This is a genomic window from Robertmurraya sp. FSL R5-0851 (assembly GCF_038002965.1).
Lineage (GTDB): Bacteria > Bacillota > Bacilli > Bacillales > Cytobacillaceae > Robertmurraya_A > Robertmurraya_A beringensis.
This window is the reverse complement of the sequence record NZ_JBBOOE010000001.1, coordinates 3,608,592-3,633,678: the sequence shown is the minus strand read 5'-3', so window position 1 is coordinate 3,633,678 and position 25,087 is coordinate 3,608,592. Positions and strand designations below refer to the sequence as shown.

At 39.3% G+C, this 25,087-nt stretch carries 16 protein-coding genes, 21 tRNA genes and 1 rRNA gene; 33 read left to right on the top strand and 5 right to left on the bottom strand.

All coding sequences use genetic code 11. The features are described from left to right. The first annotated feature begins 105 nt into the window (after nucleotides 1–105). The 22 genes from rrf to MKX65_RS18630 all read left to right on the top strand — a co-directional run bounded on the left by rrf (nucleotide 106) and on the right by MKX65_RS18630 (nucleotide 2,513). Nucleotides 106–221: ribosomal RNA gene (gene rrf, locus MKX65_RS18735) — 5S ribosomal RNA — on the top strand. Nucleotides 222–227: 6 nt separating this feature from the next. Then, nucleotides 228–303: transfer RNA gene (locus tag MKX65_RS18730), tRNA-Val, on the top strand. A 70-nt stretch (nucleotides 304–373) separates the two neighbouring features. Next, nucleotides 374–449, top strand: a tRNA-Thr gene (locus MKX65_RS18725). Nucleotides 450–457: 8 nt separating this feature from the next. Beyond that, a tRNA-Lys gene (locus MKX65_RS18720) sits at nucleotides 458–533 on the top strand. Between the two features lie 31 nt (nucleotides 534–564). Continuing rightward, nucleotides 565–649 (top strand) — tRNA-Leu (locus MKX65_RS18715). Between the two features lie 32 nt (nucleotides 650–681). Further along, nucleotides 682–756 (top strand) — tRNA-Gly (locus MKX65_RS18710). A 12-nt stretch (nucleotides 757–768) separates the two neighbouring features. Beyond that, nucleotides 769–857: transfer RNA gene (locus tag MKX65_RS18705), tRNA-Leu, on the top strand. Between the two features lie 103 nt (nucleotides 858–960). Then, nucleotides 961–1,037 (top strand) — tRNA-Arg (locus MKX65_RS18700). A 13-nt stretch (nucleotides 1,038–1,050) separates the two neighbouring features. Beyond that, nucleotides 1,051–1,127, top strand: a tRNA-Pro gene (locus MKX65_RS18695). 14 nt (nucleotides 1,128–1,141) lie between these two features. Further along, a tRNA-Ala gene (locus tag MKX65_RS18690) sits at nucleotides 1,142–1,214 on the top strand. 56 nt (nucleotides 1,215–1,270) lie between these two features. Continuing rightward, nucleotides 1,271–1,347 (top strand) — tRNA-Met (locus MKX65_RS18685). 23 nt (nucleotides 1,348–1,370) lie between these two features. Further along, a tRNA-Ile gene (locus tag MKX65_RS18680) sits at nucleotides 1,371–1,447 on the top strand. A 12-nt stretch (nucleotides 1,448–1,459) separates the two neighbouring features. Continuing rightward, nucleotides 1,460–1,552 (top strand) — tRNA-Ser (locus tag MKX65_RS18675). A 16-nt stretch (nucleotides 1,553–1,568) separates the two neighbouring features. Further along, nucleotides 1,569–1,642, top strand: a tRNA-Met gene (locus MKX65_RS18670). Between the two features lie 37 nt (nucleotides 1,643–1,679). Continuing rightward, nucleotides 1,680–1,755 (top strand) — tRNA-Asp (locus MKX65_RS18665). Nucleotides 1,756–1,894: 139 nt separating this feature from the next. Then, nucleotides 1,895–1,970 (top strand) — tRNA-Phe (locus MKX65_RS18660). A gap of 21 nt (nucleotides 1,971–1,991) precedes the next feature. Further along, a tRNA-His gene (locus tag MKX65_RS18655) sits at nucleotides 1,992–2,067 on the top strand. A gap of 10 nt (nucleotides 2,068–2,077) precedes the next feature. Next, a tRNA-Gly gene (locus MKX65_RS18650) sits at nucleotides 2,078–2,151 on the top strand. Between the two features lie 5 nt (nucleotides 2,152–2,156). Next, nucleotides 2,157–2,233, top strand: a tRNA-Ile gene (locus MKX65_RS18645). A gap of 35 nt (nucleotides 2,234–2,268) precedes the next feature. After that, nucleotides 2,269–2,344 (top strand) — tRNA-Asn (locus tag MKX65_RS18640). Nucleotides 2,345–2,347: 3 nt separating this feature from the next. After that, nucleotides 2,348–2,438: transfer RNA gene (locus MKX65_RS18635), tRNA-Ser, on the top strand. 3 nt (nucleotides 2,439–2,441) lie between these two features. Then, nucleotides 2,442–2,513, top strand: a tRNA-Glu gene (locus tag MKX65_RS18630). Between the two features lie 478 nt (nucleotides 2,514–2,991). On the opposite strand, the gene MKX65_RS18625 is transcribed toward MKX65_RS18630, so the two are convergent. Further along, the gene (locus MKX65_RS18625; protein ID WP_160549960.1) at nucleotides 2,992–4,107 is read right to left on the bottom strand and encodes an IS4 family transposase; all 1,116 of its coding nucleotides are present in this window, start codon (nucleotides 4,105–4,107) and stop codon (nucleotides 2,992–2,994) included. A 440-nt stretch (nucleotides 4,108–4,547) separates the two neighbouring features. Between MKX65_RS18625 and glgB the strand changes: the two genes are divergently transcribed. The 5 genes from glgB to MKX65_RS18600 are packed head-to-tail and all read left to right on the top strand — an operon-like array spanning nucleotide 4,548 to nucleotide 12,486. Further along, a complete protein-coding gene (gene glgB / locus MKX65_RS18620; RefSeq protein WP_160549757.1) occupies nucleotides 4,548–6,485 on the top strand; it encodes a 1,4-alpha-glucan branching protein GlgB in 1,938 nt (645 codons plus the stop codon). Continuing rightward, the gene (locus MKX65_RS18615) at nucleotides 6,433–7,575 is read left to right on the top strand and encodes a glucose-1-phosphate adenylyltransferase (RefSeq protein WP_160549756.1); all 1,143 of its coding nucleotides are present in this window, start codon (nucleotides 6,433–6,435) and stop codon (nucleotides 7,573–7,575) included. Before glgB ends, MKX65_RS18615 begins: the two co-directional genes overlap by 53 nt. A 45-nt stretch (nucleotides 7,576–7,620) precedes the next feature. Then, nucleotides 7,621–8,640: a sugar phosphate nucleotidyltransferase gene (locus tag MKX65_RS18610; protein ID WP_160549755.1), complete on the top strand. Its 1,020-nt coding sequence runs from the start codon at nucleotides 7,621–7,623 to the stop codon at nucleotides 8,638–8,640. Next, the gene (glgA, locus tag MKX65_RS18605) at nucleotides 8,637–10,088 is read left to right on the top strand and encodes a glycogen synthase GlgA (RefSeq protein WP_340904992.1); all 1,452 of its coding nucleotides are present in this window, start codon (nucleotides 8,637–8,639) and stop codon (nucleotides 10,086–10,088) included. Before MKX65_RS18610 ends, glgA begins: the two co-directional genes overlap by 4 nt. Further along, nucleotides 10,078–12,486 (top strand): glycogen/starch/alpha-glucan phosphorylase, encoded by a 2,409-nt coding sequence (locus MKX65_RS18600; RefSeq protein ID WP_160549754.1) that lies wholly within the window; start codon nucleotides 10,078–10,080, stop codon nucleotides 12,484–12,486. The genes glgA and MKX65_RS18600 overlap by 11 nt, the downstream gene beginning before the upstream one ends. Nucleotides 12,487–12,528: 42 nt before the next feature. Here the strand turns inward: MKX65_RS18600 and MKX65_RS18595 are convergent, their stop codons facing one another. After that, nucleotides 12,529–13,467 (bottom strand): 1,4-dihydroxy-2-naphthoate polyprenyltransferase, encoded by a 939-nt coding sequence (locus MKX65_RS18595; protein WP_340904991.1) that lies wholly within the window; start codon nucleotides 13,465–13,467, stop codon nucleotides 12,529–12,531. 319 nt (nucleotides 13,468–13,786) lie between these two features. Here MKX65_RS18595 and MKX65_RS18590 point away from each other — a divergent pair, with 319 nt between their 5' ends. The 6 genes from MKX65_RS18590 to menC all read left to right on the top strand — a co-directional run bounded on the left by MKX65_RS18590 (nucleotide 13,787) and on the right by menC (nucleotide 21,275). After that, nucleotides 13,787–15,190 (top strand): isochorismate synthase, encoded by a 1,404-nt coding sequence (locus MKX65_RS18590; RefSeq protein ID WP_160546880.1) that lies wholly within the window; start codon nucleotides 13,787–13,789, stop codon nucleotides 15,188–15,190. Next, entirely contained in the window at nucleotides 15,190–16,941 is a 1,752-nt protein-coding gene (gene menD, locus MKX65_RS18585; RefSeq protein ID WP_340904989.1) for a 2-succinyl-5-enolpyruvyl-6-hydroxy-3-cyclohexene-1-carboxylic-acid synthase, read from the top strand. Before MKX65_RS18590 ends, menD begins: the two co-directional genes overlap by 1 nt. Continuing rightward, the gene (menH, locus tag MKX65_RS18580; RefSeq protein ID WP_340904988.1) at nucleotides 16,941–17,759 is read left to right on the top strand and encodes a 2-succinyl-6-hydroxy-2,4-cyclohexadiene-1-carboxylate synthase; all 819 of its coding nucleotides are present in this window, start codon (nucleotides 16,941–16,943) and stop codon (nucleotides 17,757–17,759) included. The genes menD and menH overlap by 1 nt, the downstream gene beginning before the upstream one ends. Before the next feature lie 18 nt (nucleotides 17,760–17,777). Beyond that, complete coding sequence (gene menB / locus MKX65_RS18575; RefSeq protein ID WP_160546883.1) at nucleotides 17,778–18,596, top strand: 1,4-dihydroxy-2-naphthoyl-CoA synthase; 819 nt, start codon at nucleotides 17,778–17,780, stop codon at nucleotides 18,594–18,596. A gap of 110 nt (nucleotides 18,597–18,706) precedes the next feature. After that, on the top strand, nucleotides 18,707–20,179 hold the full coding sequence (locus tag MKX65_RS18570; protein WP_340904987.1) for an o-succinylbenzoate--CoA ligase: 1,473 nt from the start codon (nucleotides 18,707–18,709) through the stop codon (nucleotides 20,177–20,179). Then, a complete protein-coding gene (menC, locus tag MKX65_RS18565; protein WP_340904986.1) occupies nucleotides 20,169–21,275 on the top strand; it encodes an o-succinylbenzoate synthase in 1,107 nt (368 codons plus the stop codon). The genes MKX65_RS18570 and menC overlap by 11 nt, the downstream gene beginning before the upstream one ends. Before the next feature lie 58 nt (nucleotides 21,276–21,333). Here menC and MKX65_RS18560 read toward each other — a convergent pair whose 3' ends face one another. From MKX65_RS18560 to MKX65_RS18550, 3 genes are all read right to left on the bottom strand, one after another. Next, nucleotides 21,334–22,386 carry a cytochrome d ubiquinol oxidase subunit II gene (locus MKX65_RS18560; RefSeq protein WP_160546886.1) on the bottom strand — a complete coding sequence of 351 codons (1,053 nt, stop codon included), beginning with the start codon at nucleotides 22,384–22,386 and terminating at the stop codon, nucleotides 21,334–21,336. A 34-nt stretch (nucleotides 22,387–22,420) separates the two neighbouring features. Then, nucleotides 22,421–23,782 (bottom strand): cytochrome ubiquinol oxidase subunit I, encoded by a 1,362-nt coding sequence (locus tag MKX65_RS18555; RefSeq protein ID WP_160546887.1) that lies wholly within the window; start codon nucleotides 23,780–23,782, stop codon nucleotides 22,421–22,423. A 158-nt stretch (nucleotides 23,783–23,940) separates the two neighbouring features. After that, on the bottom strand, nucleotides 23,941–24,936 hold the full coding sequence (locus tag MKX65_RS18550) for a metal ABC transporter solute-binding protein, Zn/Mn family (RefSeq protein WP_340904983.1): 996 nt from the start codon (nucleotides 24,934–24,936) through the stop codon (nucleotides 23,941–23,943). Between the last annotated feature and the right edge of the window lie 151 nt (nucleotides 24,937–25,087).

Below are 25,087 nucleotides of genomic sequence, written 5' to 3'. Positions count from 1 at the left end.
GTATTTCTTTCTTCTTCATTCATTATCTAGTTTTGAGAGAATGGTTAAAAATTTCTCTTGAAAAATTGTGAAAAACTATTATAATAAATAGTGTCGCATAAATAGTCTGGTGGCGATAGCGAAAAGGTCACACCCGTTCCCATACCGAACACGGAAGTTAAGCTTTTCAGCGCCGATGGTAGTTGAGGGTTTCCCTCTGTGAGAGTAGGACGTCGCCAGGCGTTAATGGAGGATTAGCTCAGCTGGGAGAGCACCTGCCTTACAAGCAGGGGGTCGGCGGTTCGATCCCGTCATCCTCCACCAACACTTTTTTCACGTAGTGAAAAATAGTCATCCTTTAAAAATTCACATAGTGAAAATTTTAATATTTCTCGCCGGCGTAGCTCAATTGGTAGAGCAACTGACTTGTAATCAGTAGGTTGGGGGTTCAAGTCCTCTCACCGGCACCATTTAGTACGAGCCATTAGCTCAGTCGGTAGAGCATCTGACTTTTAATCAGAGGGTCGAAGGTTCGAGTCCTTCATGGCTCACCATTTATTATTAAGTAACATAACTTTCCTTTATGCGGGTGTGGCGGAATTGGCAGACGCACTAGACTTAGGATCTAGCGCCGCAAGGCGTGGGGGTTCGACTCCCTTCACCCGCACCAAAGTTTTTCTCTAGCAAAACAACTTATTATTTGCGGAAGTAGTTCAGTGGTAGAATACAACCTTGCCAAGGTTGGGGTCGCGGGTTCAAATCCCGTCTTCCGCTCCAAGAACTTCTTTTGCCGGGGTGGCGGAACTGGCAGACGCACAGGACTTAAAATCCTGCGGTAGGTGACTACCGTACCGGTTCGATTCCGGTCCTCGGCACCAAAGCTTTTTGCAAAGCAAAATAGGTTTCAATATTACGAAGTAAAATATCCAATGCTTTTTACGAAGCAAAATAGCGATCTTTATCAATTTGATTGAAAAATATGCGCCCGTAGCTCAATTGGATAGAGCGTCTGACTACGGATCAGAAGGTTATGGGTTCGACTCCTTTCGGGCGCGCCATATTAGATTTAAACGGGGAGTAGCTCAGCTTGGTAGAGCACTTGGTTTGGGACCAAGGGGTCGCAGGTTCGAATCCTGTCTTCCCGACCATCTAACTTTATTATGGGGCCTTAGCTCAGCTGGGAGAGCGCCTGCCTTGCACGCAGGAGGTCAGCGGTTCGATCCCGCTAGGCTCCACTTAGATTTTTTCACGAAACGTAGTGTAGTGAAAAAATCTTCATTAAATTAAATTTGGCGGTGTAGCTCAGCTGGCTAGAGCGTACGGTTCATACCCGTGAGGTCGGGGGTTCGATCCCCTCCGCCGCTACCAAAATTACTAAATTAGTTATCCTTGGACCTTTAGCTCAGCTGGTTAGAGCAGACGGCTCATAACCGTCCGGTCGTAGGTTCGAGTCCTACAAGGTCCACCATTTACGATATTTGGAGGTATACCCAAGTCCGGCTGAAGGGATCGGTCTTGAAAACCGACAGGCGGGTCAAACCGCGCGGGGGTTCGAATCCCTCTACCTCCTCCATATAATTTAATATCGTCGCGGGGTGGAGCAGTCTGGTAGCTCGTCGGGCTCATAACCCGAAGGTCGCAGGTTCAAATCCTGTCCCCGCAATTAAAAAGTTATTTTCAAGGAAACTTGAAAAAACTCTGGTCCCGTGGTGTAGCGGTTAACATGCCTGCCTGTCACGCAGGAGATCGCCGGTTCGATCCCGGTCGGGACCGCCATTAAATAATTCAAAGTTGGCTCAGTAGCTCAGTCGGTAGAGCACGATGAATAAGCTACAAAGCAAAACAGCCAGCGTACCGATTGAAAATCGGGACGAAGGACGAAACATAACTTTATCTAGGGTATTATCTTAAGTATGGCTCAGTAGCTCAGTTGGTAGAGCAAAGGACTGAAAATCCTTGTGTCGGCGGTTCGATTCCGTCCTGAGCCACCATTTATTTTCAATATAATTATGGCGATTGTGGCGAAGTGGTTAACGCACCGGATTGTGGTTCCGGCATTCGTGGGTTCAATTCCCATCAGTCGCCCCATAATATTTTTGCGGGTGTAGTTTAATGGTAAAACCTCAGCCTTCCAAGCTGATGTCGTGAGTTCGATTCTCATCACCCGCTCCATTTAAGGGCCTATAGCTCAGCTGGTTAGAGCGCACGCCTGATAAGCGTGAGGTCGATGGTTCGAGTCCATTTAGGCCCACCAGAACTTTTTGCACTACCTAAAAAACTTACCAATATTCCACAGTAGCTCAGTTGGTAGAGCATTCGGCTGTTAACCGAACGGTCACAGGTTCGAGTCCTGTCTGTGGAGCCATATGGGGAAGTACTCAAGAGGCTGAAGAGGCGCCCCTGCTAAGGGTGTAGGTCGGGTAACCGGCGCGAGGGTTCAAATCCCTCCTTCTCCGCCATATGGCCCCTTGGTCAAGCGGTTAAGACACCGCCCTTTCACGGCGGTAACACGGGTTCGAATCCCGTAGGGGTCATAAAAAACATTGAACATTTGTTCAATGTTTTTTTCTATTTGGTAAGTTCTTCACTAGTTAATGATATCAGAAGTAATTAACTAACCATATTAAAGAATACCTCTTTGCGTCTTTTTCCAGGTGCAAGGGTATCTGTTCTTAACTCTTCTACTAACCCTCTATTGATGACAATTTACTATCAATAGAGGGTTTATTTATCTCTTCTATTAAATGTCCTCTAACCAATTGTTAAGGTTTCCAATTTTCGACAAATGAATGAAAACCCTTTCATTTTTCAGCATAAAAATGACCTTTTCACACAAAGAAATCCTCTTAAATATATTATTCTACACTAGTGTTGCATGAATAATATTTAAATTTTCAGTTTAATTATTTTCCTTATTTGGAGCCAAAAAAGGAAATACCCATACAAAGGTGGCTCTATCCATTTGGAAATTATTTTACAATTAGACTGAGGTGACACCGACAGTTTGGCTGATTAAGGAACAGCCTTTCCTTCTATTTTTCGAATCCAGATCGTAGCCGGCTTCCACAATGCTGCCTTTAAATATCGGCTAATCTGCAGAATTTTCCTCTTGCTGTCCGTCTCGATCTGCGCGAGAACATTGAGACAATAGACGATTAACGCGATGAACACCTGATTCTGTATCGCCCACTCGCTTTGGCCGTAGAACTTTTTGATGTTTAAGTGCTGCTTGATCCATTTGAAAAAAAGTTCAATGGCCCAGCGGGCCTTGTACATCTCTGAAATTTCTTCTGCGCTCAAATCAAAACGGTTTGTGATGAGGTGAAGCAGATTCCCTTTTGAATCAGCCACTTTTAGAAGACGGAAGTAATTCTCTGTACGGTTTTGTGTGCTTCCGAGCAACACCATTTGATCAGACAAAACAGATGAATCATCAGGTAATGGAAAATCACTGACTTCTCGGATCACAGCGTTTTTGCGTAGTCTAGAGAGAAAAAAGTATCCATCATCCGTCATACGGTCAAAGCGCTCGTAGTCCAGATATCCTCTGTCAAACACATACATGCATTCTTTGTCATCGACCAGAACCTCCAACTGACCTCGGTCATGTTCACTGGCTTTGGTGATGACGGCTTTTTCCGGATAGGAAGATCCCTTTTCCATGAAGACAAGACGAAGATGTAACTTTACGCCTGCTTTAGTTTTCCGAAATTTTGCCCACCGATGATTCGTCAAATTAAGTGGCAATGTACTCGAATCAATGATTTTCAAAGGCATAACCAGTTTTGTATAGTGGGTTTTGGCGTGAATCCGCCCCACTAAATCGAGGAAAAGAAGTTGAAACAGATCTGGATTTAAGCTGTTTAACCGTCGAGATAACTGAGAAATACTGATCGAATCTAGTTCAATTCCCTTTTGAAGCTGTTCGTCAAAAAGACAATCACCAAGAGCGTGCAGGCTCTCGACTTCAACTAGCTGCGCAAAGAGCAGCAGTTTCAGGAAGGACTCTGTCCTTAACTTTTTTGTATAATAGTCTAATTTCTTGATTTTCACCTGATCTTCAATTAATTGAAGATTCATGGCTGAAAACCATTGCCCAAATGAAGTTTTTCGTGTAATCTTGTCCATGCGTGTGTCCTTTTTAGTGGATTTGGACGGGTTACCACCTGACTTATCCATTATAAAGGACTTTTTCTTTGCACAAAATAAAATTAGTGAAGATTTTGAGTCTTTTTAATATTGAAATTAAATTAGTGCAACACTAGTGATTATTCTAAATTCAATTATTTCATAATTCAAAATACACATTTTATTCATTACAACCAAATAATTAGCATATATCTCTATATCTGCATCATAAAATTTATTATCTATTAAAAAATAATTTCTATCATTTTTTGCAGTTTGCTGCGTTAAATGGATGAATGCCGTCGAAATCATATGTCTAATAGCTAATTGTGTCGAAATGGAGAGTTAATTGTCAGAAAAATTAAAAAGGGATTTGAAAGATTGGCAAGAATTATACAGTAAAAGTAATGTACAAAACTAATGAATAGGTAGGGAGTAGAATGATTTTGGATTTGATTCATCCAACTGAATACCAGCTTCATTTATTTCATGAGGGTAATTTCTTTGAATGTTACCGTTTGTTTGGAGCCCATGTTCTTACTATTGATGAAAAGACATGCACGAGATTTTGCGTGTGGGCACCAAACGCAACAAAAGTATCTCTTGCTAGTGATGTAAACAATTGGAATGGAAGTGGTTATGAATTTAAAAAGGTGAATGATGAAGGAGTTTGGATGCTCATTGTTGAGCAGGATTTAACGGGCTGCCTTTATAAATATGAAATTCATACATCCACGGGAGAAGTATTATTGAAATCTGATCCTTATGCGTTTTTCTCTGAAGAACGGCCAAAAACAGCATCCATTTGTTACCCCTTAGATGGTTTCCAATGGAACGATCAAAAATGGCTTCAGAAAAAAGAGAAAAACAAAGTGTATTCAAGTCCTACTGTTATCTATGAGATGCATGTTGGATCATGGAAAAAGAAAGAGGACGGCAGCTTTTTAACGTATCGTGAATTAGCTGATGAGGTCATTCCTTATGTACTTGACCACGGATTTACTCATATTGAGCTATTGCCATTAGTGGAACACCCTTTAGATATATCTTGGGGCTATCAAGGAACAGGATATTTTTCCGTTACTAGCCGTTATGGAACCCCTCATGATCTGATGTATTTTATTGATCAATGTCACCAAAATCATATTGGAGTAATTATGGATTGGGTACCAGGTCATTTCTGTAAAGACGCCCACGGATTACACCGATTTGATGGATCTTGGGTTTATGAATATGAGACAGAGATTGATCGTGAAAATTACACTTGGGGTACTGCTAATTTCGACTTAAGTAAAACAGAGGTACAGAGTTTCTTAATTTCTAATGCATTGTTTTGGATGGAATACTTTCATGTGGACGGATTTCGCGTAGATGCAGTTTCAAACATCATTTATTGGCCTAATTCAGATGGTCAACGAGTAAATGAATTTGGTATTGCATTTTTAAAGAAGTTAAATCAAATTGTATATCAATATGATTCAAACCTATTGATGATTGCCGAGGACTCTACTGATTGGCCACAGGTAACTTCCCCAACTCACTACGGTGGATTAGGTTTTAACTACAAATGGAATATGGGCTGGATGAACGACATGCTTTCCTATATGGAAAAAGGGTCAAATGAACGCTCACAATTTCACGATAAAGTCAGCTTCTCCCTTCTTTATGCATTTTCGGAGAATTATATCCTTCCATTTTCACATGACGAAGTTGTTCATGGAAAGAAATCGTTACTTGATAAAATGCCAGGAGATTATTGGCAAAAATTTGCTCAACTAAGGCTACTATTAACATATATGTTTGGACATCCAGGGAAAAAACTTCTGTTCATGGGATTTGAGTTAGGTCAGTTCTCTGAATGGAAAGATGAAGAGGAATTGGATTGGCATTTATTAGATTATGAGATGCATGGAAAAATGAATCTTTTTGTAAAAGAATTGATCAAGGTGTATAAGCGCAATAAACCTTTATATGAGCTTGATCATTTACATGAAGGATTTGAGTGGATTGATGTAAATAACCGTGATCAATCGATTTTCTCTTTTGTTAGAAAAGGGGAAGAAGGAGATCCATTGGTCATCGTGTGTAATTTTACAGAAAAGACATATGAAGATTATAAAATCGGTGTTCCAAAAGAGGGAACGTATCGAGAAATATTGAATACAGATGCGGTTGATTTTGGAGGGTCCGGTGTAATTAATAAAAAGCCACTAGAAGCGATTGATGAAGAGTTTCATGGAAGAGAGCATCACATTATGATGAGGATACCTCCATTTGGGGTTTCTATATTGCGTCCAGTTAAACATCGAAAGGAGAGAAAAGGAAATGGCAAAGAAGAAGTGCGTAGCTATGCTGTTAGCAGGAGGGCAAGGAAGTAGGTTACATTCCTTAACTTCAAATTTAGCAAAACCAGCTGTACCGTTTGGAGGGAAGTACCGAATCATTGATTTTACTTTGAGCAATTGTACGAACTCAGGAATTGATACGGTGGGTGTCCTTACTCAGTATCAACCACTAGTGTTAAACTCGTATATTGGAATTGGAAGTGCATGGGACTTGGATCGAAAAAATGGTGGGGTGACTGTTCTTCCACCTTATAGTGAGTCCAAGGAGATGAGATGGTATACAGGTACTGCTTGTGCCATCTATCAAAATTTAAATTATTTAATTCAATATGATCCGGAATATGTACTCATTCTGTCCGGAGACCATATATACAAAATGAATTATGAGTTAATGCTAGATTTCCATATTGCTAGAGATGCTGATGCTACCATTTCAGTGATTGAAGTGCCTTGGGATGAAGCAAGTCGATTCGGTATTTTAAATACGGATAGTGATATGAAGGTTGTCGAATTTGATGAAAAACCTGCGAATCCGAAGAACAATCTAGCCTCTATGGGGATTTACATTTTTAAATGGTCTGTTTTAAAAGGGTATTTGGAAAAGGATGCTGTTCTTCCTGAGTCAAGTCATGATTTTGGAAAGGATATTCTCCCAACCTTATTATCAGACCAGAAGAAATTATTTGCTTATCCGTTTAGTGGTTATTGGAAGGATGTTGGGACTGTACGTAGTCTTTGGGAAGCAAATATGGATCTCCTAGATGATAAATGTGGATTAGATTTATTTGATTATACTTGGAGAATTTATTCAGTAAATCCAAATCAACCACCACAGTTTATCTCAAATGATGCACTCGTCAATGATTCACTCATTAATGAAGGTTGTGTAATTGAAGGAGAGATTGAAAAATCGGTACTTTTTCAAGGAGTAAAGGTTGAAAAAGGAGCCTATATTAAAGAATCAGTTATCATGCCTGATGCAGTGATTGGAAAAAATGTGTTTATTGAAAAGGCGATCGTCCCGTCGGAGATGGTTATACCAGATGGAACAATTATTCGTGCTTTGCCAGATGCGGAGGATGATATTGTTTTAGTAACAGAGGATATGCTTCAAACCCTTTAAATACAGAGAATAGAGAACAAATAAATGAGGAGATGAGGGGTAAGGATGGATAGAAAGCTGCTTGGAGTAATAGATGCAACAACATATCAAAAAGGATTAGAGGATCTAATCCAACATCGTTCTTTAGCTGCAGTACCATTTGGAGGACGTTATCGATTAATAGATTTTGTTCTTTCAAACATGGTCAATTCTGGAATAAAGAGTGTGGCGATTTTTCCGAAGAATCAATACCGTTCCTTAATGGATCATTTGGGGTCTGGAAAGGATTGGGACTTAAATCGTAAGCGAGATGGGTTATTCTTTTTTCCTGCTCCTGCAGAAGAAAAAGAAATAACTTCATTTAATCATTTTGCTGCCAATAAAGATTACTTTGATCGTAGTAACCAACAGTATGCCCTCATCTCAAACTGCTTTACTGTTTGTAGTATGAATTTTGAACCTATTCTCGATTGGCATATCAAGAGCGGCTGTGATATTACAGAAATAAGAAAAGACGGACGATCTCTTCATATGTTTTTAATGAAAAAATCTCTTTTAGTAGAACTTTTTGAGACAAGAGAGCAAACGGGATATACATGTATGAGAGATGTTGTAACAGATATTAACAGTCCTTATCGTCAATGCCATTATGAATTCAAAGGATACGCAGTGATGATCGACTCGATTACAACGTATTTTAATGAAAGTATGAAGCTATTAAATCCATCCATTTGGAAGGAGCTCTTTTTAAAGAATCAGCCAGTGTATACAAAAGTAAAGGATGAGCCACCTACTCGGTACTTTACAGGAGCTACGGTGAAAAATTCAGTCATTGCCAATGGCTGCTTAATTGAAGGAACCGTTGAAAATAGTATTATTTCTCGTGCTGTAAAAATTGGCAAGGGAACGGTAATAAAAAACAGCATCATCATGCAAAAATGTCAAATTGGTGAAAATTGCGTATTAGATTCGGTTGTTTTAGATAAAGATGTTAAGGTAAATGATGGAACAATGATGTATGGAACAAAGGATTTACCATATGTGGTTCGTAAAGGAACAGTACAAGGGGCGTTGATGAATTCGTGAAAGTTTTATTCGCAGTTTCGGAATGTGTACCTTTCGTTAAATCCGGAGGGTTAGCAGATGTAGCAGGATCTTTACCTAAAGAATTGAAAAGACTTGGTACAGATGTAAGAGTAATGATGCCGAAATACGGTACCATTCCTCAAGCAATACGTGAAAAGATGACTAAAAAACATGAGTTGATTGTGAATGTTGGCTGGAGAGAACAATATTGTGGTATTGAAGAGTATGTCCATGATGGAATTACTTATTATTTTATAGATAATGAATACTATTTTAAGAGAGATTCCTTGTACGGTTATTTTGACGATGGTGAGCGGTTTGCTTTCTTTAACCGTGCCGTGCTTGAAGCGGTGCGTATACTAGATTATTATCCAGATGTCATTCATTGCCATGATTGGCATACAGGAATGATTCCTTTCTTACTAAAAACGGAATATCAAAAGAAAAACGGCTATGGATTTATGAGAACAGTATTTACGATTCATAATCTTGGATTCCAAGGTATTATGCCTAAGGAAGCTTTAAAGGATTTATTTGATTTAGATGATTCATATTTTAATACCGATCAACTTGAGTTTTATGGAAACATAAATTTTATGAAAGCAGCACTTATTGCGTCTGATCGAATTACTACCGTTAGTCCTACATATATGGACGAAATACAAACGGAGTACTATGGTGAAAAGCTGGATGGATTGCTAAGAAGTCGTTTAAGTGATCTTGAAGGAATTCTAAATGGAATTGATGATGAATTTTATAATCCAGAAAAGGATTCGTTTCTTGTAAAAACATACGATGCCAATCATCGTAATCAAAAACTAGTAAATAAAAAGGCCATTCAGAAACAATTTGGCTTACCACAGGCTTCACAAATTCCATTAATGGTTATGGTCACACGTTTAACAAAACAAAAAGGATTAGATCTTGTTAAACATGTGTTTAATGAAATTATGGCTGAGCCGATTCAATTCCTCATTCTTGGAACGGGGGATGACGAGTTTGAAAATTTCTTTCGAGACATGGAGCGGCAGTATCCAGATCGATTTAAAGCATATATTGGTTTTGATGAAGGTCTAGCTCACCAAATTTATGCAGGTGCTGATCTTTTTCTCATGCCTTCAAAATTTGAACCATGTGGGTTAGGCCAAATGATTGCGATGAGATATGGCGCTATCCCTATCGTTCGAGAAACTGGGGGTCTAAATGACACCGTGTTTGCATATGATGAATTCTCAGGAGAGGGAAATGGTTTCTCCTTCAAGAATTTTAATGCGCATGATATGTTGTATACCATTAAACGTGCCATCCATTTTTACGAAAATGATCGGGTTTGGAATAATCTTGTTAAGCATGCAATGAGCATTGATAACAGCTGGGCACAGTCCGCCTTTAAATATAATCAATTATATGCTCAACTTTTATCCAGGAGTGAAACTCATGTTTTCTAACAAAGAAATGTTCACGGAAACGTTTTTACAACGTCTCGAAATGACTTGCGGAAAAAGCTTTCAAGAAAGTACGAAGAGAGATCACTACCATACTTTAGGAATCATGATCCGTGAATACGTAAGCTCAAATTGGATCAAGACAAATGAAAGTTATCGAGCGGAGAAAGAAAAACAAGTCTATTACTTATCTATTGAATTTTTGCTTGGAAAGCTTTTGAGGCATAACCTCCTTAACCTAGGAATTGATGATGTAGTGGAAGAGGGACTAAAGGAGCTAGGAATTGAGCTTAGCGACTTAGAGGAAATGGAAGCAGATGCAGCACTTGGTAATGGCGGCTTAGGACGTCTTGCAGCCTGCTTCATGGATTCTCTTGCAACTTTAGATCTTCCGGGTCATGGATGTGGTATTCGTTATAAGCATGGCTTATTTGAGCAGAAAATCGTAGATGGATATCAAGTAGAATTACCTGAACAATGGCTTCGTCATGGCCATGTATGGGAAGTAAGGAAAGCTGATTTAGCTGTAGATGTTCCTTTTTGGGGAAGAGTAGAAGCGATCAATAATAATGGAAAGTTAGAATTTCGCCATCTTGAAGCGGAAACGGTGATGGCTGTACCATATGACCTTCCAGTGGTAGGTTATCAAACAGACACAGTTAACACGTTACGCCTTTGGAGTGCTGAAACTACTCCGTACCCAATAAATCGAGATATTATGAAATATAAGCGCGATACGGAGCTTATCTCAGAGTTTTTATATCCCGATGATACACATGATGAAGGAAAGATTCTACGTTTAAAGCAGCAATATTTCCTTGTCTCTGCAAGTATTCGTTCGATTGTGAGATCTTATCGGAAACAACATGCTAGTTTAATAGATTTTCATAAATATGTGGGTCTGCATATAAATGATACGCATCCCGTATTAGCCATCCCCGAATTAATGAGGGTACTTATTGATGAGGAAGGGATGAGTTGGGAAGATGCATGGCATATTACGACAAACACTATTTCATATACGAATCATACAACTTTAGCAGAAGCTTTAGAAAAATGGCCGGTTCGCATTTTCCAACCGTTGCTTCCACGAATTTTTATGATTGTAAATGAAATCAACGAGAGATTTTGCCAAGACTTATGGACACAGTATCCAGGGGATTGGCGAAAAATTGAGGATATGGCAATTATTGCTCATGACCAAGTAAAGATGGCTCATTTGGCGATTGTCGGTTCATACAGTGTAAATGGAGTAGCCGCCATTCATACAGAAATTTTAAAACAAAGAGAAATGAACCAATTTTATCAAGTATTTCCTGAAAAGTTTAATAATAAGACCAATGGGATTACCCACAGACGTTGGCTGATCAAATCCAATCCGAAACTAACAAGTTTGATCAATGAGGGAATTGGGACGAAGTGGGTCAATCACCCAGAGCATTTAAAAGAGCTTCAATTTTTCCAGCAAGATTCTGCTTTTCTAGAGCAGTTGTATGAGATCAAGCAGGATAATAAGAAATCACTTGCAGAAAAAATTAAAGCAAAGACAGGTATAGTCGTTGATCCTCTTTCTATATTTGATGTTCAAGTAAAGAGATTGCACGCTTATAAACGACAGCTCTTAAATGTTCTTCATATTATGTACTTGTATAATCGCTTGAAAGAGGATTCGAGCTTTCAGATGTATCCAAGAACGTTCTTGTTTGGAGCGAAAGCATCACCTGGTTATTACTATGCAAAGAAAATTATTAAGCTCATCAATACCATTGCAGAAAAAATAAATAATGATAAAACGGTATCTGACAAGTTGAAAGTAGTATTTCTTGAAAACTACCGTGTATCATTAGCTGAAGAAATCTTTCCTGCATCTGATGTGAGTGAGCAAATTTCGACTGCTAGTAAAGAAGCCTCGGGAACAGGTAATATGAAGTTCATGATGAATGGTGCACTTACCTTAGGTACACTTGATGGAGCTAACATTGAAATCAAGGAACATGTAGGCGATGACAATATATTTATTTTTGGATTAACAGCGGAAGAAGTTATGAATTATTACCAGTATGGCGGCTATACGTCAGTCGACTATTATCACCATGATAAACGTATTCGCCAAGTGGTGGATCAGTTAACGAACGGATATTTTGGCGATCTTGATAATGAGTTTGAGCCGATCCATGATTCGTTATTAATGGAGAATGACCAGTATTTTGTTTTACGTGATTTCTCATCTTATATAGAAGCCCAAAGAGAAGTAGGGAAGGCTTATGCTGATCAAAATAGGTGGTTAAAGATGAGTTTAGCCAATATAGCGAATTCAGGTTTTTTCTCTAGTGACCGAACCATACAGCAGTATGCGGATGACATTTGGAATATTTCTTCTGTAAAAGGTAAAGTTAGGTAAATAACAAAGAGGAGACCATTTTTATAGGGTCTCCTCTTTTGTTTAATTGTTTAAGAAATGTCCTAAAAATAGTCCGATTGATAACAAAAATCCAAATATCGTATTTGTTTGGGCAGTCGCTATCATGGCTGGAACCATTTGAATCGGTTTTGTTTTTCCGATGAATCCTTTGATCGCTTTGATTGCTTTTGGTGAGCTTAGCAACACGATCGCTAACCAAGCAGAAGCATAGTCTAAACCAATCAGAGTAAATACCCAAGCATAAGAGACAAGGAACATTCCTGCTAAAAGAAAGATTGCTCTTTTTTGACCAAGTAGGATCGCTAATGTTTTTCTTCCATTTTCTTTGTCACCATCATGGTCACGTATATTATTGGCAAGTAGAATGGCACCTACAGTTATGACGATAGGTACAGATATTAATACACTTATCATAGTAACAAAACCTGTTTGAATGTAAAAGGCAATCAGTATGATGAGCATTCCCATAAAGAAACCGGCAAAGATTTCTCCAAAAGGAGTGTACGCGATCGGAATAGGTCCTCCCGTGTATAGATAACCTACTGTCATTGAAACTAGACCAATCGCAGCAAGCCACCAGCTAGAATTCATACAAATATATACTCCTAACAGCATGGAAATACCATAAAGACTAAGAGCTATTTTCATAACGGTCGCAGGTTGAATTCCTTCGCGAACAATGGCTCCACCTATACCGACAGAGTGCTCGTTATCAAGACCACGTTTGAAATCATAATATTCATTAAACATATTTGTTGCCGCTTGTATAAGTAAGCAAGCGATAAGCATGGCGATAAATAAACCAAGGTCAATAGATGTTAATGGTAAGGCTAATGCGGTTCCTAATAATACAGGAACAAAGGCAGCTGTTAACGTGTGTGGTCGTGTAAGTTGCCACCAGACTCTCCAATTTTTCCCCTTAAAAGTAGGCGAAGGACCCGTTTGCATTTGTGGTTGCATCGTACCTCTCCCCATTTCTATATTTATTTGTCAAAACTATATAAGTTTAAAATAATTTATATCCAAATTCAAGTGTAGGAAAAACGAAGGAGTGTGTCAATTAAATTTTCCTCCTAATGAAGGAGACCATTTCCATATTTTCTACAATAATTTTTTGTGCAGGAATGACAATTATGGGCATAATATCTCAAAATAGATTGAAATAGCGTATAATAAGGAAAGATATAGGTTTTCGAAGGTTCCTTTTGTTGACATGATCTTGGATTGAGGTGTATCTTAAAATAAGTTTATAACGTTATTTAACAGGAGTTGTACGAATTTGGTTACCATTCAGAATACGGAGCTTAAAGAAGGGATCATTGAAGCAATTGAGAAAGCACGCAAGCTTTCAATGCCCGTATTAGTTAGCGAAGTCCAAAGGATTCATCCGGTTCAGCCTCTGTCTGTATTTGCAGCTGGAAGAGACCAATTTGTTGGCGAGCGCTTTTTTTGGAAAGATCCCTCTGATGAAGTAGTTATGATTGGCATTGGAATATGTAAAGAAATACAATCGGATCAGGCTTCTGGCCGCTTTTTTCATGTGGAGAAGCAATGGCAAGAGCTTATGAGTCATAGCATCATGCTAATGGAAGAGAAACCAACTGCTACTGGACCCATTATGTTGGGTGGATTTTCCTTTGATCCATTGAAAGAGAAAACCGATCTTTGGGCACAGTTTCCACATTCCCTTTTTCATATACCAAAGTACCTAGTTAGTGTAATTAAAGGAGAATACTATTTAACGACTAACCTTCTTTGTTCGGCTGAAGATGATGATTCAATGTATGAGCTAGCTGAACAAGAGAGAAAATCGTTATTTAATGGAATAGAAAAGCAAGAATTGCCACAGTTGACCAACTTATCACAGGTAAATGAAGTTTATCCTGAAAATTGGAAGAAACGTGTGAGCGAGGTCGTAGAATTACTAAAGGCAGGAACCATGAAAAAGGTTGTTCTTGCTAGAGAGCTCAGACTTCAATTCGAAGAGCAAATTCCAGTAGAGCCTGTGATTATGAATCTTTTAGAGGAACAGAGAGACAGTTTTATTTTTGCCTTTGAGTCTAGAGGGGACTGTTTTATTGGAGCATCACCAGAAAGATTAGTTAAAAAGGTAAAAAACAATGTGTACTCCACCTGTTTGGCCGGTTCCATAGCCAGAGGGAAGACTATAAAAGAAGACGAGTTACTAGGTAATGAACTTCTATGTGATGAAAAGAATTTGAATGAACATCAATTTGTTGTTGAGATGATTAAGGAAGCGATGGAAAAGGTATGTCATGAGGTTCGAATTCCGTCTCACCCACAGTTGTTGAAAAATAAGCATATTCAGCACTTATACACACCAGTGGTTGGAATAGCTGATGAGGAAAGTTCGTTACTTCAGCTTGTGAACCTGCTTCATCCCACGCCTGCTTTAGGTGGGGTTCCAAGAAAAGAAGCAATAGAGAGCATCCGGTTAATGGAAGACTTAGATAGAGGAATGTATGCGGCACCGATCGGTTGGATTGATTTTGAAGGTAATGGAGAATTTGCGGTTGCGATACGTTCAGGATTGTTACAAGGAAACGAGGCTTCTTTATTTGCCGGTTGTGGAATCGTTAAGGATTCGAATGTAGACAGTGAGTATCAAGAGACGAATATCAAGTTTCGTCCTATGCTTTCTGCCTTAAGGGGGAAAGAGTAATGAATCACCAACAAGCATTAACGAAATACATTGCTTCTTTTGTAGCAGAATTAATACATGCAGGAGTGAAGGACGTTGTTGTTAGCCCAGGGTCAAGGTCCACTCCTATTGCGATGATTATGGCTGAACACCCTGATCTTCGTCTGCATATTCATGTAGATGAAAGATCAGCAGCCTTTTTTGCGTTGGGAATGGCCAAGGCTTCCCGAAATCCGACCGTCTTGCTTTGTACTTCGGGAACAGCAGCAGCGAACTATTTCCCTGCAATAGCTGAAGCGAATTTATCAAGGGTACCTCTTCTAGTTATCACAGCGGATCGACCACATGAGCTTCGTGATGTTGGTGCACCACAAGCAATGGATCAGGTGAATTTATACGGGAAGCATGTAAAATGGTTTATCGAAATGTCTCATCCGGAGGGCTCCAAAGAGATGCTTCGTTATGCGCGCACTGTTGCAGGTCGTGCTGTTGCAACCGCTTTATCTTCTCCAGCTGGTCCCGTGCATTTGAATTTTCCACTTCGTGAACCACTTGTGCCTGATTTAACAAGTGAAAATATATTTATCATGCCAGAAAGAGAAAAGGGATATGTTCACATTGAACAAGGTCGTCTGGCCCTGAATGAAAATCAATTAAGATCCATTGCGAACGAGTTGAATGAACATAAAAATGGATTGATTGTTTGTGGTGAAATCGATCATCCCACCTTTGCTAATGCCATTACTATGCTAGCTGCAAAGTTACAGTATCCGATTATTGCGGATCCCTTATCGCAGTTACGAAGTGGAAACCACGAGTTTGTACATATAATAGAAAGCTATGATACATTTTTAAGAAATGACGATGCCGTAAGTCATTTAGCACCAGATGTAATTATTCGATTTGGGGCGATGCCTATTTCAAAAGCATTTTCATTATTTATGAAAAAGAATGAGCAAGTCCCTCAATTTGTGGTTGATGGTGGGGAAGGTTGGAGAGACCCATCCTTATTAACCACAAACATGGTTTATTGTGATGAAGTCGAATTTTGTGAATCTCTTCTTCCTCTTTTAAAAGAAAATCAGGATACATTGTTTCTTGAAAAGTGGCAACAAATGAATGAGATAACAAAAGCAGCTTTGTTCCGTGTAAAGGAAAATGAATCCCTCAGTGAGAGTCGTTTATTTTATGAATTAGTAGAATTGCTGCCTGATGGAGCTACTTTGTTTGTTGGGAATTCCATGCCAATCCGTGATGTGGATACTTTTTTCTTTAATAATCAAAAGTCGATCAGAATCATGGCAAATCGCGGTGCAAATGGTATTGATGGAGTGATTTCATCTGCTCTTGGTGCTGGGACGGTTCACAAGCCTATGTATTTAGTACTTGGAGATTTAACTTTTTTCCATGATTTAAACGGTCTCATTGCTTCTAAGTTATATCATATTGACCTAAGTGTTATTGTGCTAAATAACAATGGTGGTGGGATTTTTAGTTTCCTTCCTCAGGCAAGTCATCCGCAGCATTTTGAACGTCTATTTGGTACTCCGTTAGACCTTGATTTTGAACCAGCTGTCTCCATGTACGGCGGGACTTTTAGCCGAGTTTCTACTTGGATGGAGCTTACTTCCTCTTTTGAGCAAACTTTGGCGAAAGAAGGATTATCGGTTATTGAAGTTCCGACAAAAAGAGATGAAAACCTACAAGAACATCGAAATTTGTGGGATTATGTTTCCCGGGAAATTAGTCGGAATTTGCGTGGCGAAAGCTGATGAAAATTGAGGTGCATGGGGTAGAATATCATGTCGAAGTATCAGGAGAGGGTTTTCCGATTGTTCTACTTCATGGATTTACCGGTGATATTTCTACATGGTCGGATTGTGAAGAGCTGTTAAAGAAAAACTCGAGAATCATCAAAGTTGATCTTGTCGGACATGGAAAATCGTCATCCCCAGATTCGATTGAACGGTATGAAATGAAGTCGGTGGTGGAGGATTTACGTTCTATTTTTCAAAATTTAAACATAGAGCAAGCAGATGTGGTTGGATACTCAATGGGAGGTCGAGTGGCGCTTGCATTTGCATTGATGAATCCGACCTTAGTACGTAACCTTGTTCTCGAAAGTGCTTCTCCAGGACTTGTAACGGAGGAAGATAGAAGGAGTAGAAGAGAACAGGATGAACAGTTAGCCAATAAAATTCAGAAAAATGGATTAGATTGGTTCGTCGAATATTGGAGCAATATTCCGTTATTCGAAAGTCAAAAAAAATTACCAGTACTCATTCGCCAACGAATAAAAGAGCAAAGAAAGCAAAACTCTATTAAGGGATTGGCAAATAGCTTGATTGGAATGGGAACGGGGTCACAACCAAGCTATTGGGAAAGACTAAATGAGTACCCCGGTAAAGTCTTATTGCTTACGGGTTCCATGGATCAGAAATTTGTCAACATTGCTGAAAAGATGACAAAATATCTAAAAAAAAGTCAGTGGGTAAATATTGATGGATGTGGACATGCAATACATGTGGAACAACCTGAAAAATTTGGTACAATAGTAAGTGGGTTTTTGTCGAATAAATCCGATTCTTAATTAAGGGAGGAAAACACATTGACAGCTGAGTGGGTATCTCAAAGAAATTACGAAGATATTCTGTATGAAACATATAACGGTATTGCTAAGATTACCATCAATCGTCCAGAAGTGCGAAATGCATTTCGTCCTAAGACGGTCATGGAATTAATTGATGCGTTTGCTTATGCACGTGACGACCGTAATGTAGGTGTAATCGTCTTAACAGGAGCTGGAGACCAAGCATTCTGTTCAGGAGGAGATCAAAAAGTACGTGGACATGGTGGATACGTTGGAGAAGACGAAATCCCTCGTTTAAATGTTCTTGATCTTCAACGCTTAATTCGTGTAATTCCTAAGCCTGTTGTTGCGATGGTAAAGGGATATGCAATTGGTGGAGGACATGTTTTACATATCGTATGTGATTTAACCATTGCGGCTGATAATGCGATCTTTGGACAAACGGGTCCTAAAGTGGGTAGCTTTGATGCTGGATATGGTTCAGGTTATTTAGCAAGAATCGTGGGACATAAAAAAGCACGAGAAATTTGGTATTTATGCCGTCAATACAATGCGCAAGAAGCACTTGATATGGGGCTAGTAAATACAGTTGTTCCTCTTGAGCAAGTGGAGGAAGAAACAATTAAATGGTGTGAGGAAATGCTAGAAAAGAGCCCAACTGCTCTTCGTTTCTTAAAAGCAGCATTTAATGCAGATACAGATGGACTAGCTGGAATTCAACAGTTTGCTGGAGATGCTACTCTCCTTTATTACACAACGGATGAAGCAAAGGAAGGGCGCGATGCGTTTAAAGAAAAACGCAAGCCAGACTTTGGTCAATTCCCACGTTTCCCTTGATAGGTTAGTAAAGAGCTTGGCCCAAAATGGCCAAGCTTTTTTGTATGAAACCTCTAACATTGAAAATGAAAGGTCAATTTGATAACTTAGTTAGGAAGAGGGTGAAAAAATTGTCAATAGAAGTCATGCCGAATTTTCTTAAAAAGAGAGCATTTTTGACACCTAGTCGAACGGCGTTGGTATTTGAAGATAAACGCTACACATTTCAACAGCTATATGCGGAATGTGTCGATGTAGCAGGTCGAATGCACACATATGGAATGAGACAGGATCAATACGTTGCACTGTTATTATCGAATCATTCCGAAAGTGTCGTTATATTGTTGTCATTACAGCTACTTGGTATAAAAGCAGTTTTGCTTAACACAAGACTAACTCGAGAAGAACTGAATTATCAGTTGAAGGACTCAAATTCAGCTTTTTTAATTACGGAAGCATTGTTCAAAGAAAAAGCGGAACAATTAGATGTACATATCGTCTACAAACATGAGTTGTTTCAAACATCATATATTGAGCCACCTCTTGTGAATGAAGTAGCTTTAGAAGAGGTTTGCTCTCTCATGTACACTTCTGGAACGACGGGTTCTCCTAAAGGGGTTATGCAAACGTATGGAAACCATTGGTGGAGTGCAATTGGCTCAAGCTTAAATCTTGGATTGCAAGATGGTGATGGGTGGTTATGTGCAGTTCCTCTTTTTCATATTAGTGGCTATTCCATTTTAATGAGAAGTATGATTTATGGAATGAAGATGGTGTTGCACGAGAGCTTTGACGTGGAAAAAACGTTGCAAGATATAACGTCTGAGAAAGTCACAACGATGTCTGTTGTAAGTACGATGCTTTCACGATTATTAGATCACTTGGATAGCCAGTTACCGAGTCATTTTCGTTGTATGCTTTTAGGAGGAGGCCCAGCTTCACTTTCATTATTAGAAAGATGTGTGGAGCTACAAGTTCCAGTTTATCAAACGTATGGAATGACAGAAACGGCCTCTCAATTTGTCACTTTATCTCCTGAATATAGCTTGAACAAATTAGGTTCAGCAGGAAAGGCACTTTTTCCATCACAATTAAAAATTGTTGCTGCTGATGGTTTGGAACAGCAACCGTTAGAGTCAGGAGAAATCTATGTAAAAGGTCCGAATGTCACGAAAGGGTATTTGAATAAAGAGAGTTCGCACCTAATAGATGGATGGTTTGCAACTGGGGACATAGGATATGTTGATGATGAAGGTTTCTTATACGTGCAGGATCGCCGTTCTGACTTGATTATCTCTGGTGGAGAAAATATTTATCCCGCGGAAATTGAAGGTGTTTTGCAAGGTCATGTGTCTATTCAAGAAGCGGGGGTTATCGGTATGGAAGATCAGGAATGGGGACAGGTACCGGTAGCCTTTGTTGTTGTTAGGGATCCATCGATAACAGAAGAAGAGATCATACAATATTCCTCAACCAAATTAGCGAAATACAAGGTTCCTAAAAGGGTCAGCATAGTTGATGAACTACCAAGAAATGCGTCTAATAAGCTTTTAAGAAGAAGTTTGAAGGAATGGATAAAAGGCGGAGCATCTAATGAGAATTGAGAGAATTAAGCTATCGGTTGTCTCCATGAAATTAAAGACTCCGTTTATCACTCATTTAGGTACGGTACATGAACGGGAAGGGATTGTCATAGAGGTAATGAATCGGGACGGAGTGTTTGGGCTTGGAGAGGTAGTAGCCTTTTCCTCTCCCTGGTATACGGAAGAGACCGTCCAAACCTCCTTACATATGCTAAAAGAATTTTTTATCCCGTTGATCTTCCAGCATCACATTGAGCATCCGAGTGAGGTTACTCCGGTTTTTAACCAATTTCGGAGAAACTTTATGGCCAAAGCAGGTCTTGAGATGGCGATATGGGACCTATATGCAAAGGAAAGAGAACAGTCATTATCAAGCCTGCTCGGAGGGACTCGAAGTGCCATTCCATCAGGAGTAGTGGTTGGGGCTAAATCGATGAAAGAGACGCTTTTGCAAATTGAAAGAAATCTAAAGAACGGCTACAAGCGGGTGAAGGTGAAAATCTCTCCACAAAATGATTACGAGTATATTCAATCAATCAGGACACATTTTCCTCATGTTGAATTAATGGCCGATGCAAATTCTGCCTATACATTAAAGGATATTCATCGATTAAAAGCACTTGATGAGTTTGGATTGCTAATGATCGAACAACCACTAGGATACGATGATATTGTCGAGCATGCAAAGCTACAATCTGTGCTCCAAACACCGATTTGTTTAGATGAGAGTATTGTCACTTTGGACGATGCTAAGAAAGCAATAGAGCTAGGAAGCTGCCGGGTAATAAATATAAAAGCTGGCAGAGTAGGCGGGATTCAAACGGTAAAGGACATTCATGATTTTTGTTTGGAAAAAGGAGTACCCGTCTGGTGTGGTGGAATGCTGGAATTTGGTATCTCCAGAGCACACAATATCGCTATTGCATCTCAGCCTAACTTCACGATTGCTGGAGATATTTCTGCCAGTAGCCGATACTGGGAGGAGGATATTACAACTCCTGAAGTGATGGTCCATAATGGAATGATTGATGTTCCAAGTGGCCCTGGTATAGGATATGAGATAAATCGTGAGAGGTTGAAAGACGTAACGATCTTTGTGGAAAGCTTTACGAAATAATGATAAGAAAAAAATCGTGCCCTCATTTGGTCTCACACCAAATATCGGGCACGTTTTTTTATGTCTTCGTTTCTTCTGGTGGTTGTTTTTGCTGTAGATATCTTTTGTCATTCATAAATAATGTCCAGAAATAAAAGAACCCTGGAAAAAGAATAGCAAAACCGGCTATATAGGTTGCGAAAATAGCTCGGAACGAATTCGGATCTGTGAATGCGTTTTGAATGGTCACCTCTGGGTAAACAATGTAAGGCAAATGTGCTTGTCCGTAGACAAGACTGGCAAGTAAGTATTGAATCGTTATGGCAATAACAGTAAGGCGAGGCATTCCCTTTGGTCCCCCAGTGACAGAAGGTAAAAACAATCCAAGCCCTCCAATGACAAAAAACACAACCGATGTAATTAAAAACGCCAGATTATCCATCATTTTTTCGTAAAGCCAAGGTGCTTCTATTCGGAGCGTAAACATAATGAGAACCGCCATTGCCAGAGAGATAGGACCTAGAATAATGGCATCTCTTCGATATACAGCATAGGCCTCATATTCTTCCGCTGTTTTTGAATAGTCTGCAAGCAATAAGGATGATAAAAACAAAGTGGAACTTATTGCAAATCCAATAAACGCGTATTCATTGGCGCTGGTAAAAAGTTTCATAAGATCAAGGGTTTGGCGGCCATCAGAAAAGTCGATATAGTTGCCATGTGTAATTGGAAGTACGCTGATGAGTAATCCAGGAATGAGTATACCTGTAATTCCAGAGATATATGTTAGTGGTTTTCGATATTCAGATGCAATATTTGAGAAAACGAGAAACGCACTTCGTAAGGCAAGCAAAAGCAAAATCATACTGCCTGGAATAAGCAATACGGTTCCAAGCGTATACGCTGCGGATGGAAATAAACTGTACACAGCAACAACAAGAGCAACAATAAATGTGTTGGTTACTTCCCATGTGGGGGACAAATATCGGTTAGCGATGTTAGTAGCCTTTGTCTGCGTTCTATTGAAGTAAATCATAGACCAGAATCCGGCACCAAAGTCCATGGTTGCCATAACAGCATAGATGAATACAAATCCCCATAACACAGTGATGGCTAGTAATGCATCTGTCATCTATTTTCACTCCTCCATTTCAAGTGGTGCCTCGTTACGTATTGGACCCATATAGTGGTATACCTTTTTGTTCGGCGCGATGTAAATCATCAGCAACGGTGTTCTTTCTAAAATAATAGAGAAGGACAAATACCACTGAAACTCCTAGAATGACGTATACAGCTGCAAATGCTAGAAATAATACACCTAAATTTGTTGCTGTTGTCGCTGAATCGGCCGTTGACAAGACGCGGTAAATCGTCCAAGGTTGTCTTCCTGTACAAGCAAAAATCCATCCAAATTCAATCGCAAGTACTGCTAAAGGACCAGAGGCAATAAAAGTCGAAAGAATCCAACTAGGATATTTTTCTTTTTTCAAAAATTTCATCCATAGTAAAGCGAGTAGAGGTAATAAAATTAGTAAAGATCCTATGCCTACCATTCCATTGAAAAGGGTGTGAACAAATAGCGGTGGCCATTCTTCTTCTGGCCATTCTTTTAGTCCCTTAACGACGGTATCAAAGCTATTTCCCGCTAAAAAGCTTAGGGCCCAAGGAATGTGAATCGCGTACTTAACCTCTTCGGTTTCACGGTCAGTAAATCCTCCAATAACGAGAGGGGCATGTGATTGAGTTTCAAATAATCCTTCTGCGGCTGCCAATTTTTCAGGTTGGTACTCATGTAAATATTGAGCGGATTCATGGCCGTTTATGGCGGTTAATAGAGAAAATATTCCTCCAACAATGAGACTCAGTGTTAATGCTTTTTTGTGAAAATGGTAGATGCGTGTATTAAATTCAGTTCTCCATAGTTTATAGGCTGATACGGACGCAATCACAAATGCACCTGTTGTATAAGCAGATAACGCCACATGTCCCGCTGTGACAATAAAGCTCGGGTTAAAAAATGCTGCCCACGGATCAACATCGGTTATCATCCCGTTTTCGATTCTAAATCCTGTGGGTGTCCCTTCCCAGGCGTGAACATTCGTTATGAGAACAGCAGATGCTAAAGCACCAATCGCCACAAGTACGAGGCTTGTGATTCGAGCCCAAGGAGGAATACGCTCAGCAGCATATACATAAATGGACATAAATAGTGCTTCAATAAAGAAAGCATATATTTCAATTTGGAAGGGAAGGGCCATAACGACACCGATCACTTCCATAAAACCTGGCCATAATAGAGATAGTTGAACTCCAGCGATTGTACCTGTTGGAATCCCGACACCAAGTAGTACGGCAAAGGCTTTTGTCCAGCGCTTAGCCATAACTACATACTCTTGGTCTTTCGTTTTTTGATACATAAGCTCAGCCGTAAGCATCATAAAAGGCAAGCCTACCCCGATCGTTGCAAAAATAATATGAAAACCCATAGTAGTTCCGAATAACGAGCGTGCAATTAGTAAATCATCCATTACGATCTCCCTTTCAATATACTCACCACGTTATTCTTTTCTAATAAAAAATAAATATGTAATCTTTTCCTATTTTCACTAGAAATAAGGCGATATAGTGACAGATAATGGATCTGAAAACAGTAAAACCCCCTCGAATACCGAGGGGGTGAATTATACTATTTGTTTAAAGCGGTTTGTAATGCTTCCAAATTATCTTTCATAATGGTAAAGTACGTGCGTTCATCTTTTACATCTGCATCCGTTAAGGTTGAAAGATTATGGAGGGTTAATGGTTCTGCACCAATTTCCTTTTGAACAATTTCAGTTAGCTTTGAGCTTACATTTTGTTCGAAGAAAATATAATGTAGATCATGTTCCTCGGCTTCAGCGATAATCGTTTCAAGCTCTTTTTGAGTAGGCTCATTTGTTGAAGCCAAGCCCGACACGCTGATTTGCTCAAGTCCGTAACGCTCTGACCAGTAACCAAATGCGGCGTGAGATACTAAAAATTCCTTGTGTTTTGCTGTGCTTGTTACTTCAGTAAAGTCTTCATTTAATTGCTGTAATTCTTTTTCTAGTGCTGCGAAGTTTTCTTCGATTTGCTCTTTATTATTTGGTAACTTTTCAAGAAGTTGCTCTTTAATTTCTTCTGCTAGGCTAATAGAATAAATGGGGTCAAGCCATACATGTGGGTCTACATCACCATGATTATGTCCATCTTCTTCTTCGTGAGCATGTTCTTCTTCAGTTTCTTCCGCATGCTCTTCTGTCGTTTCTTCATGAGCATGTTCATCCTCTGTATGCTCTTCAAAGGTGATATGTTCAGCAGTTGCTACTAAAGTGACGTTTTCATTTTTTAGGGCTTGTTCTGCCTTTGAAACGAACCCTTCTAAACCTAGACCAATGTAGAAGAAAAGGTCAGAATCTGCAAGATCAATCATGTCTTTTTGAGATGGCTCAAATGAGTGTTCATCTGCACCATTAGGATAAATAGAGTTGACACTTACTAAGTCTTCACCAATGCGTTCTGTGAAGTACTGTAGTGGATAAACGGTTGTATAGATTGATAGTTTATCGTTTTCTTGACTCGTTTCAGTTGTTTCTCCCTGACAACCTGCAAGAACTGTGGCAATGAGTAGCATTAAAATAAATACTGTATGTTTACGAAACATGCTTAATCTCCTCTCGATTATAGATAAAACGTAATAATTTCGATTTAAAGTATATAAAGATAGTTGTAATTTTGTATTTTAATAGATAATCCGAAACGGTTACGATTTACATTAGTTATATTACCGAATAGTAGAGAATTATGCAACCAAA

Excerpts from the sequence above, each read along its gene's own strand:
- glgB (WP_160549757.1), top strand. The coding sequence starts at position 4,548 with ATGATTTTGGATTTGATTCATCCAACTGAATACCAGCTTCATTTATTT.
- MKX65_RS18600 (WP_160549754.1), top strand. The coding sequence starts at position 10,078 with ATGTTTTCTAACAAAGAAATGTTCACGGAAACGTTTTTACAACGTCTC.
- MKX65_RS18560 (WP_160546886.1), bottom strand. The coding sequence starts at position 22,386 with ATGACAGATGCATTACTAGCCATCACTGTGTTATGGGGATTTGTATTC.
- MKX65_RS18610 (WP_160549755.1), top strand. The coding sequence starts at position 7,621 with ATGGATAGAAAGCTGCTTGGAGTAATAGATGCAACAACATATCAAAAA.
- MKX65_RS18550 (WP_340904983.1), bottom strand. The coding sequence starts at position 24,936 with ATGTTTCGTAAACATACAGTATTTATTTTAATGCTACTCATTGCCACA.
- menD (WP_340904989.1), top strand. The coding sequence starts at position 15,190 with ATGAATCACCAACAAGCATTAACGAAATACATTGCTTCTTTTGTAGCA.
- MKX65_RS18625 (WP_160549960.1), bottom strand. The coding sequence starts at position 4,107 with ATGGACAAGATTACACGAAAAACTTCATTTGGGCAATGGTTTTCAGCC.
- menC (WP_340904986.1), top strand. The coding sequence starts at position 20,169 with ATGAGAATTGAGAGAATTAAGCTATCGGTTGTCTCCATGAAATTAAAG.
- menH (WP_340904988.1), top strand. The coding sequence starts at position 16,941 with ATGAAAATTGAGGTGCATGGGGTAGAATATCATGTCGAAGTATCAGGA.
- MKX65_RS18555 (WP_160546887.1), bottom strand. The coding sequence starts at position 23,782 with ATGGATGATTTACTAATTGCACGCTCGTTATTCGGAACTACTATGGGT.
- MKX65_RS18615 (WP_160549756.1), top strand. The coding sequence starts at position 6,433 with ATGGCAAAGAAGAAGTGCGTAGCTATGCTGTTAGCAGGAGGGCAAGGA.
- MKX65_RS18595 (WP_340904991.1), bottom strand. The coding sequence starts at position 13,467 with ATGCAACCACAAATGCAAACGGGTCCTTCGCCTACTTTTAAGGGGAAA.